This window comes from Alteromonas abrolhosensis, from assembly GCF_001953635.1.
Lineage (GTDB): Bacteria > Pseudomonadota > Gammaproteobacteria > Enterobacterales > Alteromonadaceae > Alteromonas > Alteromonas abrolhosensis.
In genome coordinates this window covers 133,917-149,878 of the sequence record NZ_MEJH01000006.1, presented here as the reverse complement: position 1 = coordinate 149,878, position 15,962 = coordinate 133,917, and the positions used below count along the sequence as shown (strand labels likewise).

11 protein-coding genes are annotated in these 15,962 nt (G+C 46.0%); 6 read left to right on the top strand and 5 right to left on the bottom strand.

Annotated features, from left to right (window positions below):
* Positions 1-125: 125 nt before the first annotated feature.
* Positions 126-1,634, top strand: a complete 1,509-nt coding sequence (locus tag BGK61_RS10970) for a sensor domain-containing diguanylate cyclase (protein WP_076011950.1) — start codon at positions 126-128, stop codon at positions 1,632-1,634.
* Positions 1,635-1,732: 98 nt separating this feature from the next.
* On the opposite strand, the gene cysE is transcribed toward BGK61_RS10970, so the two are convergent.
* Positions 1,733-2,539 (bottom strand): serine O-acetyltransferase, encoded by an 807-nt coding sequence (cysE, locus tag BGK61_RS10965; RefSeq protein ID WP_076011951.1) that lies wholly within the window; start codon positions 2,537-2,539, stop codon positions 1,733-1,735.
* A gap of 437 nt (positions 2,540-2,976) precedes the next feature.
* Between cysE and uvrD the strand changes: the two genes are divergently transcribed.
* The gene (gene uvrD, locus BGK61_RS10960) at positions 2,977-5,148 is read left to right on the top strand and encodes a DNA helicase II (protein ID WP_076011952.1); all 2,172 of its coding nucleotides are present in this window, start codon (positions 2,977-2,979) and stop codon (positions 5,146-5,148) included.
* A gap of 42 nt (positions 5,149-5,190) precedes the next feature.
* On the top strand, positions 5,191-6,468 hold the full coding sequence (locus BGK61_RS10955; RefSeq protein WP_076011953.1) for a GGDEF domain-containing response regulator: 1,278 nt from the start codon (positions 5,191-5,193) through the stop codon (positions 6,466-6,468).
* 156 nt (positions 6,469-6,624) lie between these two features.
* Here BGK61_RS10955 and rarD read toward each other — a convergent pair whose 3' ends face one another.
* From rarD to BGK61_RS10940, 3 genes are all read right to left on the bottom strand, one after another.
* On the bottom strand, positions 6,625-7,539 hold the full coding sequence (rarD, locus tag BGK61_RS10950) for an EamA family transporter RarD (RefSeq protein WP_076011954.1): 915 nt from the start codon (positions 7,537-7,539) through the stop codon (positions 6,625-6,627).
* Between the two features lie 197 nt (positions 7,540-7,736).
* On the bottom strand, positions 7,737-9,074 hold the full coding sequence (locus BGK61_RS10945; RefSeq protein ID WP_076011955.1) for a magnesium transporter: 1,338 nt from the start codon (positions 9,072-9,074) through the stop codon (positions 7,737-7,739).
* Between the two features lie 87 nt (positions 9,075-9,161).
* On the bottom strand, positions 9,162-9,674 hold the full coding sequence (locus BGK61_RS10940; protein WP_014996896.1) for a thioesterase family protein: 513 nt from the start codon (positions 9,672-9,674) through the stop codon (positions 9,162-9,164).
* A gap of 214 nt (positions 9,675-9,888) precedes the next feature.
* Here BGK61_RS10940 and recQ point away from each other — a divergent pair, with 214 nt between their 5' ends.
* Positions 9,889-11,730, top strand: coding sequence for a DNA helicase RecQ (gene recQ, locus BGK61_RS10935; RefSeq protein ID WP_076026067.1), 1,842 nt, complete (start codon positions 9,889-9,891; stop codon positions 11,728-11,730).
* Between the two features lie 83 nt (positions 11,731-11,813).
* Here the strand turns inward: recQ and BGK61_RS10930 are convergent, their stop codons facing one another.
* A complete protein-coding gene (locus tag BGK61_RS10930; RefSeq protein WP_014996894.1) occupies positions 11,814-12,482 on the bottom strand; it encodes a glutathione S-transferase in 669 nt (222 codons plus the stop codon).
* A gap of 104 nt (positions 12,483-12,586) precedes the next feature.
* Here BGK61_RS10930 and BGK61_RS10925 point away from each other — a divergent pair, with 104 nt between their 5' ends.
* Positions 12,587-12,904, top strand: coding sequence for a hypothetical protein (locus BGK61_RS10925; RefSeq protein WP_044556888.1), 318 nt, complete (start codon positions 12,587-12,589; stop codon positions 12,902-12,904).
* Positions 12,905-12,991: 87 nt separating this feature from the next.
* Entirely contained in the window at positions 12,992-15,838 is a 2,847-nt protein-coding gene (locus BGK61_RS10920) for an EAL domain-containing protein (protein WP_234349544.1), read from the top strand.
* Positions 15,839-15,962 lie beyond the last annotated feature (124 nt).

Sequence of the window (15,962 nt, the reverse complement as noted above, 5' to 3'; positions counted from 1 at the left end):
ATGACGCTTCTGGGGTGTCTAGGCAAAGTAGATTTTAAGGCCTATAGGGCACAGCCGTAAGGTATATGGATTTCAGTGCTCACTCGTTATACACTGAAAACTGATGTCGTAGTCTTTGTGTCCTTATGGAAAAACCAACTGCCTCGAAGTCAAGGTCGCAACAGGCGTCCACGGTAGATAAGTCAATCTCGAACGCAAACGAACGTGCCGAGATTAGTCGCTCATTTTTGCCATTTAAACCATTATCGGGGCTACAATGTGATGTCTTTATCATCCTTTCGTGGCTTGCAGTGTGGCAAATTGGACGCATTGTCGAATATACCGAACACGCCAGTGTTTGGTTTCCGGCTTCTGGCTACACGTTGGCGTGCTGCTTGGTACTTGGCTGGCGTGCAGTATTTCCCATAATTGTCGCCGCTGTATTGATTACAGTATGGAATGGCCAACATTACTCTCTACCGCTCACTATTAGTGAACTCATCTGGGGTGGGCTATTATTTAGCATTGCTCATCTATTGCCATACTACGCGGGGGCTAGTGCACTAGGCCACTTATTGAGAAAACCCGACGTTACTACACCTCAATTTATTGTGTCGTTCTTGATCATAGGCTGCCTCACATCACTAGTCGCAACGCAGCTCGTCATTGGCTCTCTTGTTCTAACCAATCAAATGCCAGCAGCGGATGTAAAACAGGCCATGCTACCGTTTTGGATAGGAGATATGGCGGGAGTCGTGGTACTTGCGCCCCTTTTCGCGGGGTTTTTAGTGAAGATATGTGCCACTTCTAAAATAAATCTTCTGGCGTTTTCTAACTACTCTACGTCCAACTTACGTGGCTACTTTAAAAAAGTGGCGATTAATTTAGCTCTTATTGTTTTCGTTATGTTGCTGGCAAAACTTACCCAGTCTCGTGATAGTGCATTTGCCATCTTCTTTCTTGCTATTACCCATATGTGGATAGCGTGCACTGAAAGTACGAAACGCAATATTATTAGCCTTGCTATAAGCAGCGTATGCATTGTGTTGCTGGTGCATCTTTTTGCATTAATGGAGTACGCTAAAGTGTACCAGTTTGCACTTAACGTCATCGCTGCCAATGCCTTGTTTGGCATAGCCATTCCTCAGCTACAAGCAGACAACGCTTTGTTAAAAGACCGCGTTTTTGTAGATACCCTTACCCGAGCCTATACACGAGAATATCTTGCGCAGCGTAGTGCCCTAGAGATGGCGCAAAGTCGTGAATCTGGCAGCCCCCTTTATTTCGTTATCTTCGATTTAGACAAATTTAAACGTATAAACGATGAGTTAGGGCATGTTGACGGTGACAATGCTTTGCGGCAGTTAAGCCAAGTTACTAAGAGTGTTGTGCGTAAAGCCGATGTTTTTGCCCGTTTCGGAGGCGACGAATTTGTACTGCTATTACCCAATATCAGCGAAAGCAACGCGCTTCATCTAGTGGACAGAGTGCGTGAGGGTATAAACGCGATCACCATATCTGGAGTGTCGTTATCGTCTAGCTTTGGTGTCACTCTCATGCAGCAAAACGATACACTTGAGACGCTTATCCAACGCGCCGACCGCGCACTCTACACCTCAAAAGAAAAAGGCGGTAACACAATAACCCTCAAATAATGGGGTCAGAGTACATTTATCGCTATTGCTAACAAAGCTTGAAGTGGAAATGTACTCTGACCCCAGATTTAAGGCAGAAATGTACTCTGACCCCAATTTTATACGTGGGAGTTGTCTTCTAGTACGTTTTGGCGCATGGATTCACATGGGCTTTGACAAACCGGTCTCCCAACCACTTTAGCTGGAACACCCACCACTGTAACATGAGCTGGAACGCTATTAAGTACAACGCTACCTGCGCCTACTTTTGAGCCTTCACCTATCTCTATATTTCCAAGGATCTTGGCGCCAGCACCAATTAATACGCCTTGGCGAATTTTAGGGTGACGGTCGCCCGACTCGTTACCGGTACCACCTAACGTAACACTCTGCAAAATAGACACATTGTCTTCAACAACAGCGGTTTCACCCACAACAATACCGGTCGCATGGTCAAACATGACGCCTTTGCCAATGCGCGCAGCAGGATGAATATCTACACCAAAGCTTGCCGAGTTACGGCTTTGCAAGAATAAAGCAAGCTGATGACGCCCATGAACCCATAGGTAATGGGCCATACGGTGCACTTGCACAGCATGAAAACCTTTAAAGTGGAGTAAAGGAGTAAGGTAATCATTAACCGCCGCATCTCGCGATCTTATCGCTAAAATATCGGCAATGGCCGCTTCACTGATGCCTGGCTCAAGTAAATAAGCTTCATCAAACACTTCGCGAATAGCGAGCGCAGGCATAACGTCGTCTGCCATTTTGTTGGAAAGAATAAAACTTAGCGATGATTCAAAATTGTGGTGTGCAAGAACACTGGCATGCACATAGCTAGACAACAAAGGCTCTTTTTCAGCAACAACTTGCGCTTCTTGTTTTAGCGTCGACCAAAAATCGATGGGCGTAGATAGTGCGGTCATGAGCATGTCCCGTTATATAAAAATGCTGTGTACTGTTAGAAAACTGAGTAAGCGGACTAACCAGTTGCTTGGCAAGCACTGCAATGCTAACCAAAAAATCTGGTAGAAAGTGTACCTGAGTTCGACGTGATGCAATACCGATGTGATACCGACCAAGCGCATAATTCGATCAATTTATCGAATTAATTCGTTATAGCTAATAACCGTACGTTTGATTCTTCCTACCGTCGCGTTAAGTGCTTTCGCCGCTACTAGTAGACCGAAGAAAGCGCTCGTTTCTTTCAGTAAGAAATACTTAAAACCTAGTATCTAGACGCAGGTTAAAAAGTACGAGGGTTTGTATTCAACGGGAAAACTGGACTGTATAAATTAACAGTCAGGTGGCATAATAGCGCGCTGCTGAATGTATAACACTATCAACTAACAGGTACCACACTATGGATGTATCTCGACTGCTAGACGAGCTAAACGACAAACAGCGTGAAGCAGTAGCAGCCCCACTATCTAACGCCCTAGTATTGGCTGGCGCGGGCAGTGGTAAAACCCGCGTATTAGTGCATCGCATTGCGTGGTTAATGGAAGTCGAAAACATCGCCCCTTTTTCTATTTTGGCAGTGACCTTTACCAATAAAGCAGCCAAAGAAATGCGCGGTCGTATAGAGTCGTTGATGGGTCGCAGCTTGCACAATATGTGGATTGGTACCTTCCACGGGCTTGCACATCGCCTGTTACGTGCACACCACGCAGAAGCAAATTTGCCTGAGAATTTTCAGATAATCGATTCGGACGATCAGTACCGACTCATTCGCCGCATTCTTAAAGCCATGAACCTGGACGAAAAGCATTGGGCGCCTCGTCAAATACAGTGGTACATAAATGGCAATAAGGACGAAGGCTTGCGCCCTCAGCATATTGAAACCCATGGCGATCATATCCAAAAGACCATGCGCGAAGTCTATGCTGCTTATCAAGACGCGTGTGACCGTTCAGGCCTGGTGGATTTTGCTGAGCTGTTGCTACGCGCCCATGAATTATGGGCTAAAAACCCAGAAGTATTAGCGCATTATCAACGTCGTTTCCGTGCAGTATTGGTTGACGAATTCCAAGATACCAACAATATCCAATATGCTTGGCTTCGTATGCTGTGCAGTGGCGGCAATAACAATATTATGATTGTTGGTGATGACGACCAATCTATTTACGGCTGGCGTGGCGCTAATGTAGATAATATTCAGCACTTCCTGAAAGACTTCAACGAGCCTACCACTATTCGCCTTGAGCAGAATTACCGTTCTACCGGAAACATTCTTAAGGCAGCGAATACGGTTATCGACAACAATACTGGCCGTTTAGGGAAAGAGCTTTGGACGGAAGACGCACAAGGCGAGCTGATTTCTGTCTATGCGGGTTTTAACGAACTAGATGAAGCGCGCTTTATTGTTTCGAAAATCAAAGATTGGCTTAATCAGGGCAACGCCCTTAGCGATACCGCCATTCTTTACAGAAACAACGCCCAGTCACGTGTGCTGGAAGAAGCTTTACTACACGAAGGGTTAGCCTATCGCATTTACGGTGGTCTGCGCTTTTTCGAACGCCAAGAAATTAAAGACGCACTTGGCTATATGCGCATGGTAAGCCACCCGCACGATGACGCGGCTTTTGAACGCGTAGTAAACACCCCAAGTCGCGGTATTGGTGAAAAAACCCTTTCGCAAGTGCGCGACACCGCGCGAATGCACAACTGTTCAATGTGGCAGGCGTGCCAGTTGCTTATTAACGAGGGAGGCTTTAAGGGCCGAGCCTTAAACGCCATGCAAAGTTTTGTATTGCTTATTACAGAGCTAGAGCAAGCCACACTAGATGAGCCTCTTGACCAACAAGCCGACAAAGCTATTCGCCAATCTGGTCTGTACGCCATGTACCAAGCAGAGCGTGGTGAAAAAGCGCAAGCGCGACTAGAAAACTTAGAAGAACTGGTTACTGCATGTAAAACCTTTATCGTACCTGAAGAAGCTGAAGAGATGTCGCCTTTAGCAGCATTTCTAGCTCATGCTTCATTGGAAGCAGGTGAAACTCAAGCAGATAAAGATCAAGACGCGGTACAGATGATGACTATTCACACCGCTAAAGGCCTCGAATTTCCGTTGGTATTCTTAGCTGGCGTGGAAGAAGGGATGTTCCCAAGCCAATTGACCAACGACGAACCGGGTCGAATGGAAGAAGAACGAAGACTTTGCTATGTTGGAATGACAAGAGCTATGCAAAAGTTGTATATCACTTATGCAGAAAGTCGTCGATTATATGGACAAGATAAGTATCATACTGCTTCACGATTTATTCGTGAAATGCCAGCAGACTGCGTGGAAGAAGTAAGGCTAAAATCCACAATATCGCGTCCGGTACACAATCGCTTTAGTCAGGCGACATCGCATGCGAGCTTTGAAGAGACCGGCTTTAGTTTGGGTGAACGGGTTGTACACCGTAAATTCGGTGAAGGTATTGTACTTAACTACGAAGGTAGTGGTGAGCATGGCCGAGTTCAAGTAAACTTCGACGAATTTGGCAGCAAATGGCTAGTACTTGCTTACGCAAAGCTGGAGAAAGCGTAACATAATTAATTGGCAAGGTAGCCGAAACCTAAGTTGAAATGTATGCAGCAACATGTGCTGATCATCGAAAATGGTGAAGGCAACCTTGAACTCATAGCGAAATTAGTGCGCCGTGCGGGTCTTACTCCCGTGGGTGCGACGTCGCTTACCGAAGGTAAAGCACGATTCTCGCAAAACATGCCGGAAACCTTTTTATGTGCCATCGTAGCCTACTCGTTGCCCGATGCGCCAAAGGGCGAAGCCATTGATTTTACTGTTGAGTCTTTCATACCCACCATCGCAACTACGGAAAGTTTAGACAGCGCTATTCGCGATAAAGTCCTTGAACGGGATGTTGTCGATTACATCCCCAAAGAAAATTCACAAAATTACGACTACTTAAATCGCCTTATTAGCCGGTTGGAGAAGAACAAATCCACAGGGGTCGTGGTGGTAAGTACTAATCGAGTTTTGCGTTCAAAAACGGTTTCATTACTTCAGCATCATAACTTTATTGCATTTGAATGCTTAACGGCTACAGACGCAATGCAATGCTTGTCTGAACATAAAAACGTACGTCTTGTTATCACCGACAACACCTTGCCTGATATGACAGGCACGCATTTTGTTGCCAGTTTAAGGAAAGCTTTCTCTAAAGAGCAACTTGCCATTATGGGGGTAGCCGGAGGCAAAGGCATGTTGATGTCTGCGCACTTCATTAAAAGTGGTGCAAATGACTTCTTACGCGTGCCCTACTGTCATGAAGAGTTTTTGTGTCGGGTAATGCAGAACGTCGAATATATTGAGAGCGTTGAAGAAATTCGCCGTGTGGCCAACACCGACTATTTAACAGGTTTGCCTAACAGGCGCCATTTCTTCTACATGGTTACCGTACAACACCAAAACTTATCTGAAGATCACGCCCTAGCCCTTATTGACCTCGATTTTTTCAAATCGATAAACGATACCCATGGCCATGACGCCGGTGACATTGTGCTAAAAGCCCTGGCGGCGCTTATTGAGTTTTATTTTCCAGATGAAATCATCTCCCGATTTGGCGGTGAAGAGTTTTGTATTTATATGCCATCTACACCTTTAAAAAAGGCGTGTGAACGCTTAGAGGATTTCAGAAAAGTAGTGGAGGCGGAAGTTATTCAACTTCCCAAAACCGACATTAAAGTGACCTGTAGCATTGGAGTAAGCGGCGCCCATACCCAGCGCGTAGATAAGCTACTAAGCCTTGCCGACAAGCAGCTTTACGCTGCAAAAAATTGCGGGCGCAACCAGGTCAAATGTGAACCGCCCGATGTACCTCAGCAAGAGCAAGCTTCACTGCTTTAGCTTTCCCATTTAACTAACCGTGCTTTCTGACCATAGCGTAACTCACCATTTTCCACGCACATTTGCTCTTTCATCATAAGCGAGCTGCTTTTGCATATAGGCGTTTACGCTACCGCTTTGCGGATTGGTATTACGCAGGGCTGTGAGAACCAGCCCCTACTCTACTGCGAGCTTTTGCGCTTTACGTTGACTGCGATAATTGACTAGCGAATCAGCGCTGAACAAGATAAGCGCAAACCACACAAAGCCGAAGGTCACCAAACGGGACTCCTCAAGCGGTTCGCCGTATAGGTAAACCGCCAGTATGAACATGAGCGTTGGCCCAATGTACTGAAAGAAGCCTAGCGTTGAATACATAATGCGCCTTGCAGCAGCGGTAAAACAAAGTAGTGGCGCGGTAGTAACAATGCCAGCCGCTAAAATAAGGCTATTTAGCGTGGCGTCGTTATTAAATAAGTTGCTGTATTCAGACCCGAAGAATATCCAGTAGATAATAGCCAATGGTGAAAGCATTAAGGTTTCAATGAAAAGGCCAGGTAGCGAGTCTACGGCCACCTGCTTGCGCAACAAGCCGTACACACTGAAACTTCCTGCAAGCACCAAGGCAATCCACGGCACATGGCCGTATGAGAAGATTAGAATAGCCACGCCAATAACAGCAAGTCCGACAGCAACGCGCTGTAAGTTGCGTAACCTTTCTCCTAAGAAAAGTCGCCCTAAAAACACGTTGATAAGGGGGTTGATGTAATAGCCTAGGCTTGCATCAAGGATATGGTCGTTATTAATTGCCCAAATAAACAATAGCCAGTTCGCCCCGAGTAGCAAACCAGCAACGAACAAAATCTGCATAACTCGCTTGTTGCGAAGAGCAGCGCCCACTTTTGGCCATTGCTTTAGCACTGCTATAAGCCCAACTAGAAGCACTACAGACCAAATAACCCTGTGCATAAGGATTTCGGCTGCCGGCAAAACCATCAACTGTTTGAAATAAACAGGTGCAACACCCCACATACTATAGGCGGCAATAGCACAAATAACGCCGACTTGAGCGGCACTGGCTTGCTTAGACAAGACTAACTCCAACGAGATTCGGGGGATGAAGGCGCGTATTGTTTATCAGGTTCGGTGAATACACAACCCTTAACACTTTCCAATGCGGCAAAGGGCGCCTATCAAGCGGCATAACTAACGAAAAGTCCCACTAAATGTACTCACTTAGTGGGGCTTTGGCTGGGTCAGTCAGTTTAAAGCAACAAGCAATAAAAAGGTTATAGAAGAAACAGTGTGCCCAAACCTAAGAAGGCTACAAAGCCTACAATGTCAGTGACCGTTGTTAGAATTACCGAGCCCGACAAAGCGGGGTCTATTTTTAACTTGTCCAAGATTACAGGCACGAATACGCCAGCTACGGCTGCGGCTACAATGTTGAACAATATAGCTAAACAGATAACCAAACCTAACATGGCGTCGGTAAACCAGAAATAAGCAACCACGCCTATCACTAAAGCCCAAATAACGCCGTTAACACCGCCTACTTTAAGCTCTTTCACCATAAGCGCCCGTAAGTTAGCAGGTGTGACCTGCCCCAGCGCCAAGCCTCGGACAATCAGGGTTAACGTTTGACTACCTGCAATCCCTCCCATACTGGCCACCACTGGCATGAGCACGGCTAACGCAACCACTTGTTGAAGAGTGCCTTCGAACAATCCAATAAACCATGAGGCTAAAAATGCGGTGAGAAGGTTAATTCCAAGCCAAAGTGCACGATTTTTAGCACTTTTCGCTACAGGCGAGAACAAATCTTCGTCCTCATCCATACCCGCCGAAGCCATCACTTGGCGTTCGTAAAACTCATTAACCAACTCACTAGCCGAGGTCACGTCTAATCGCCCGAGAAGCTTGTTGTTTTCGTCAACTACTGGCAACGATGCCAGTCCTGAGCGCTGAACAAGAAGCGAGGCATTCATTGTGTCGTCAGCCCCTTGAATGGTCGTCACACTTTCTTCCGACAAATCGAATAGCGACACGTGATCTTGCGCATTGAAAAGGTGGCTAATTTTAACCAGAGCGGAAAATTGACCTGAGCGATTCACCAAAAAAATGCTGTCACAGTGCTGAGGAATGTCGCGTCTTAGCAAGCGCAATCCTTCTCGCACTTTCGCGTTCGACGGCAGCACTAACTGCTCGTGGTTAACCCAGTGACCGATTTGGTTATCGGGAAATTGTGTGGCTTCTCTAAAGTACTTTCGCTCTTTGGAATCAAGTGATTCATAGGCCATATCGACTAGGCGTTTTGGCAATGAATCAAGTAGCTCTAGTAAATCCTCTGCATCAATATCAGCAAAAATAGACGTCCATTCGTCGTGAGGCGTATTGTCGATAAGAATTTCACGGGGGTCGCTACGCATCTCAACCAATACGTCGAGCTTACGGTCGCGAGGAATGCCTTCCCACACCGCCAAACGTTTTTCTACGGGCAGCGATTCTAACAGTGATGCGATGTACACCTCGTCTTGCCCCGCAAGAGTGGCTAACAAGGTCGCCGGATCATCACCCATGCTTTCGGTAACAATCTCTTCAATTAAATCTGGTAATGGCTCTGCCATGCTACACCTCCCGTTAATACCGCTCACTTCCTTTGCACAGCTTGAAAACAGGCGTGATGGGATGGCGCAAACCAATTGGCGTGGCTGCTACCCCAGCATGTATGTACCTGTTCCAAAGGCAATATGGTCGCCTTTTTCGTTGTGCAATTCCATTCTGCAAACCACTAATTTACTGCCCTTGCGTATAATCATCGCTGTTGCAATAAAACGCTCACCTCTTCCCGGCCTTAGGTAGTCAACGCGCATGTCGACTGTACCCATAGTGGGTAATCTAACCTGAAGATCCTCAAGGTGCTCATGTGCGGTTTGTTTGATGGTTTCTACAATTGAAACTAACCCCCCAATGGTGTCTAGCATAGTCGCTGTTACACCGCCGTGTAGGATTTTTTGCATTGGGTTGCCGGTAAGCGCTGGTTGCCAATCAAGATGTAGGGAAACCTGAGTCTCCAGTCCCTCTCCCTCAGTAACAAATTCCAAGCCCAGCAACTGGTTAAAAGGCATAGTATCACGAAAAAGCCCAATTACATGTTTAATCATTAGTTGATGGTTTAGCGTTTCACTGCCGTTCGCTTGACGTTTATTGGTCGTATTTTTATCCACTCGCTTTCCTTAGTGAAATGACGTTTGAAGTGCTTCTGAATAGGAACATTACTACTGAACGTGAGTTTGACGGAAATTCATCCAACCAATGATATTAAATCAAAATAAATTATGAGGGCGACTGCCCCTCTTATAAGGGCGGTTGCTGAATTTTAGTCTAGTTTTTTAAATTGCCCCGTGAAGACATCGGCAAAAACGCGTAAAATCCAGCGCCATGACAACTGCAATAGCTCCATCAGAATTAGCGCCAGAAACGCAACGTGTAAAAACACCAGAAACCGTCTTAAAAGATGTATTTGGTTACGATGCTTTTCGCGACGGTCAAGGCGAAGTCATTCACCAAGTATGTGAAGGTAAAGACGCACTTGTTTTGCTTCCAACAGGTGGAGGTAAGTCGCTGTGCTATCAAATTCCTGCGTTAGTGCGCCAGGGCACCGCTATTGTTGTGTCACCGCTTATATCGCTTATGCAGGACCAAGTAGAACAGCTTAAAGCCCTGGGCGTAAACGCTGCCTATCTCAATTCAACGCTGGAAGCAGACGAACAAGCGCGCATAAATGACGCACTACAAGCAGGAAAGCTGGACTTGCTCTACGTGTCGCCTGAGCGTTTAATGCAGTATTATTTTCAGCAGTCGCTTGCACATGCCGACATTGCCCTATTTGCCATTGATGAAGCGCACTGCGTCTCCCACTGGGGGCATGACTTCAGGCAGGATTATCGCGCTCTGGGGCAAATAAAGTCTCGCTTTCCCTCTATTCCTGTTATTGGACTTACAGCTACTGCAGATTCAGCCACCCAAGCAGACATACTGACGCAACTCAACCTCAACGAGCCGCTGGTTTATAAGGGCAGCTTCGACAGACCTAATATTCGCTACCGCGTAATGAGCAAGTACAAAGCCTTTGATCAAGTTGTTGCTTACGTAAAACAACAAGAAGGTAGCGGTATTATTTACTGTAACAGTCGCGCTAAAGTCGACGACCTGCACGCTAAATTATTCAGACAAGGTTTTCGCTGTGCGGCATATCACGCGGGAATGGATAACGACGAGCGAGAGCTGGTACAACGCCAGTTCCTTAACGATAAAATTGATATTGTGGTGGCTACCGTTGCCTTTGGCATGGGTATCAACAAATCGAACGTGCGTTATGTGGTTCACCACGATGTTCCGCGCAGTGTTGAAAGCTATTATCAGGAGACCGGCCGAGCTGGGCGAGACGGCCTGGAATCTGAAGCTTTACTATTGTTCGACGAAAAAGACGCAGCCCGTGTAAAACAATGGATAGAGCAAGGTGAAATAGCCGAGCGAAACCAAATAGAGTTACAAAAATTTGCGGCTATGGAAGCCTTTTCAGAAGCGCAAACCTGCCGTAGACAAGTATTGTTAAACTACTTCTCTCAGTTTAGCGACAGCGCCTGTGGCAACTGTGATATCTGCTTAGACCCACCTAAGATGATCGACGGATTGGTGATTGCACAAAAAGTTCTGTCGTGTGTACTTCGGCTCTCACAGCAAGCCTCTAGCCAGTATGTCATTGATGTTTTGCGAGGCAAGCAGCTTAGGCGTCTTCAGGAAGCAGGCCACCACCAGCTTTCCACATACGGCATAGGTAAAGATAAGTCGGATAGCTACTGGCACAACATTATCAACCAACTTGTTCATAAAGGGCTTATTCGCGTTGATATTACCGCTCATGCCGCGCTACGTTTAACCGAGGCAGCACGGCCAGTGCTCAAGGGCGAGGTCGCCGTTCAGCTTGCCGTTCCGCGACTTGAATTTAAGCCCGATAAGAAAAAAGCTAAACACGCGCCAGCCAATTACGACAGAACGCTGTTCACGCGCCTTAAGCATTTGCGTAAGGTGTTGGCAGAAGAAAACGAAGTGCCACCGTATGTGGTATTTAGCGACGCCACCTTAGTGGATATGGCGTGTAAACTCCCCACTACGCGCAATACCTTATTAGATGTAAGCGGCGTAGGCCAAACCAAACTCGAACGCTATGGCGAGGCCTTTATCCAGCTTATTGACGACTATATAAATCGCGATCATTAGTCGCTGTAGACCAACTGAGGTTTATACCCTGCTGGTCGAAGAATATGACATTAAGTAAACGTCCACGCTTTAAGATATTTACGCTAGGCGTAAGCGTATTCTCCGCCTTTCTCAAGCGCAGCCTTGTAGGCATCTCTGGCATGAATACGCTTAACGTAACCTTGAATGGCTGTAAAATCTTTCGCTCGCCCGCTCGCCACTAGCGACTCTAACGGAAATATCATTTGAACATCAGCGCCACTAGGCGCGTCACCCGCAAACCAGGTGTTTTTCGCTAAGTAGGATTCCACATAGCGTAAACTCTGCGCTAAATTAGGGCCATAATAAGCATTTAAAATACCGTCTATCAGCGTGTTAGTAATTGGTTTGATAAAGAAGGGCTTAGAACCTTTTTGGCGCGCTTTTTCCAGCACCAAGTTTGCCACCAATGGCGGCATCAACGAGCCTTCAGCGAAATGCAACCAGAACCAATACTGTTGAAGTGCCTCTGGGTCTTGAGGTACAGAAAATGCGTCTGTAGCGTGGTGTCGAACAAGGTATTCCACAATAGCACCAGACTCGGCAATGGCACCGTGCGGCGTAGTAAGCACCGGAGAGCGTCCCAACGGATGAACAGCGCGCAGCGAATCTGGTGCTAGGTTAGTTTTACTATCTCGTTGGTAAAATTCTATTTTGTACTCTACGCCTAGCTCTTCTAAGAGCCACAGAATTCGCTGTGAGCGAGAGTTGTTTAAATGGTGAAGTGTTAGCATACCCCGTCCTTAATACGCTTAAATTAACGCTATTGTTTTTGTGTTGTACTATATACACTTTTTAAAGCGAGCGGGTTTACAAAACCAGTAAATTGATGAGTTCTATGCAGCCTTTTACAAAAAGTGATATTCAACAACACGCCGTGGTTAACGAACAAAGCGTAGAAATTCGCCTTGCCTTACCATCAACACCTCTTAAAACGCAGCAGTGGGTAGAGCAGTTTTGTGAATTGTTTCATTTTTCACTATCTGATACCGATTGGGGTGCTGATCGCTTTCAGGCGCTTGTTACCACCCAATCCAACGATACACATTTTCAATGCATGCTTTGTGTAGAGTGGCTGTGCGAAGCGATTTGGCTAGAGCCAATCGGCACTCAGCAATCGCCCGACGCGATTTATCGCTATCTGCAAAGTGCTTAGGTTTTCTCGCGCTTTTTCTTTCTGTTTGGCTTTTGGCGCAGACTAGTATTATTCTATTGAAAACACATAATTAGCGCTTCAAGGATCATGCTAGTGCCAATCACCCGGCTAACAAAGTACGTTTTAGCTTTGCTCATTAGTTGGCTAGTGTTGAGCACAAGCGCTCTCGCCACACCGCGCTTAAGCATCGATGAGTCTTTTGAAAAGGAAATCATCAATAACCATGCTCGGATATCACTGGCGCCAAACAGCGCAACGTATTTTGATATTCTTAGCGGGAGTTCGGGCAAGTCTTCCTCAGTAGCGCCCTCCTCCAACGAGCGAGTGTGGTATTCCACAGAGCTTGTCCATACAGGTTATAGCCCCGTTCCATTAGTACTGAACATCGATCGTTTGAACGTCGACGATCTACAAATCTACCTCTTAGACGGCAGCCAACGAATTATTAAATCGTACCGCTATCAAGCAGGAAAGGGAGACTATTCGTTAAGGCAACCGCTTCCCAATATCAGGCTTTCCTTCACGCTACAGCCGTACCAAGACGCCAGGTTGCTCGTTGCTGTTAAAGACGAGGGGCTTAAGTACTTTCCTATTTCCCTTTGGGAGCGTGATCTTCTAGTTCAACACGATACAAATATGCTGACATTATTTGGTGCAGTATCGGGCGTAATGATGCTAATAGCCTTCTATTTTCTGTTTTCCTATTTCTATCAGCGCATACCCACCCGTTTTTGGCTAACCATGTCGTCACTGGTACTAATTGCTCTGCTGTTTATCACAGAGGGTGGCCTTGCACTTTGGCCAAGCCTCACCAACGCCAGCGAGCAGTTTTACGCCGTCAGTTTTGGCGTATTGTTGCTATGCATCGCTAAAGTGACGCATCACTTATTTGCTCGCGTACCGTTGGTTTTAAGGCTTCTTAATTATGCGGTACCTATTGCCGCCACCATTTACTGCTTTACCGTTAACGCCTATATGGTCACCATTACGCTGCTAGTCCTTACAGCGACAATGGGCCTGTATCACGTTACCTTAGCTCTTATCTTTAAAGACAAAGGTAGTGGAGTAGTCAGCACAACTTACACCTTGGCTTGGCTATCCTTCTTCGCATTTTACGCATTAGTCACGCAAAATCTCTTTGGCGACCTCATTTACACTGTTGAAGTGGCTATGGGGATGCTGTTTTTCTTAACCTTGGGGTTCTTATGCTTCGGATTTGCAGTGATTACAAAGGAGCACGTGCTCAATCAACATAAGCTTTTCACTCAGGCTGAAACTATTTCTAGCTTAAATCACTTTTATGACTTGTTTCGAAATTCAACGGAAGGCCACTACACCTCGACATGGGACGGTAAGCTTATTTCGGTAAACCCTGCCATGTGTAAGGTATTTGGGTACGAAGATGAAGAGGAGATGCTAACTGAGGGCGCAAATACGAAAGTGTTTTATGCGTCTCCCCAAGACAGGCATGTATTACTAGGCGAGATATCTCAGCAAGGGCATGTCACCAGAAAAGAAATTAGAGGAAAGCGACGAGACGGCACAGAGTTTTGGTTTTCGCTTTCTTGTCAAATTCGAGAAAACGATGAGGGTAGCTACCTCTATGGCTCCATCATCGATATCACGGAGAAAAAGCAATCAGATTTAAGCCTTCAGTATTTAGCCACTCACGATTCACTCACAGGTGTTTATAACAGACGGCAGTTTGAATCTGTCTTTAAGGAAAAAGTGCATCACCACAGCGAGCTACCTGTGTGTCTGCTGTTTTTAGATTTAGACCGATTTAAAGTCGTCAATGACACCTGCGGTCATAAAGCCGGGGATGTTTTAATAAAAGACGTGGCACGTCTGATTGAAAACGCGTTACTTCCCAGCGCCCAGTTAGCTAGACTCGGGGGAGATGAATTTGGTGTTATTTATTCGAATTTAGATGCAGACGCGGTATACCTCAATGCTGTAAAAATACTAAATGCAGTACAAGCGTATCGGTTTATGTGGGACAACCGCATTTTTAATTTGGGCGTAAGTATCGGTATGGTCGTGTGTGATGATAGCGATACAAGCTCAGGCCAATATCTAAGTATGGCCGATGCTGCCTGTTACTTTGCCAAAGAGCAAGGCAGAAACCAGGTTCATAGATACAATAAAGATGACGAGAGCATGCAGCGTTATCAGCGTGAACTGGACTGGGTTTCCTCTATTAACAACGCACTTGAAGAAGGCCGCTTTGAACTTTTCTACCAATCACTTAGACCCTTGAGCAAGGCCAGCGATGGGCACTATTACGAAGTATTACTGCGACTTCGGGAAAAAGACGGCAAGCTCGTAGAGCCCGCTAATTTCTTGCCCACCGCAGAACGATTTGAAATGAATGTAAATGTCGACAAATGGGTAGTCACAAATACGTTCAAATGGCTGTCTGAAAACCCTGAACATCTCGCTGAGTTAAGGCGATGCAGTATAAACCTCAACTGCCATTCATTAGCAGACAGAGATTTTACGTTATTCATTTTAAACGCTTTCGAAACCTTTAATATTCCTTACAACAAGATCTGTTTCGAGGTGATCGAGTCGGTAGCGATAATAAAAATGGAGGACACCCTTGCCTTTATGCGCACTTTTAATCGCCTTGGGTGTTCGTTTGCCCTAGACGACTTCGGTAGCGGCTTCTCTTCGTACAGTTACCTTAAAAGCTTGCCGGTTAATCAGGTAAAGATTGACGGTATGTTTATCAAGGATATGCTGAACGACAGTGTAGACACGGCTATGGTTGCGTCAATCAATGATGTAGCGAAAGCCATGGGTATGCAAACCGTCGGGGAATTCGTTGAAAATGAAGGCACCATGGCACAACTTGGCAAAATGGGCGTTGATTTTGCCCAAGGCTATAGCGTTGCAAAGCCTGCCCCGCTGCGAGAGTTTACCCCACTTTAATAACTGCACTTAATATACGTCTTACGAAAAAAGTGATAGCACTAGCGTCAACTCGCGTATAATAAAATGGTAGACTTGCAAAAAAAGAAGTCATCCCCACTTATTGCCTACTGTCCAAAGTGTA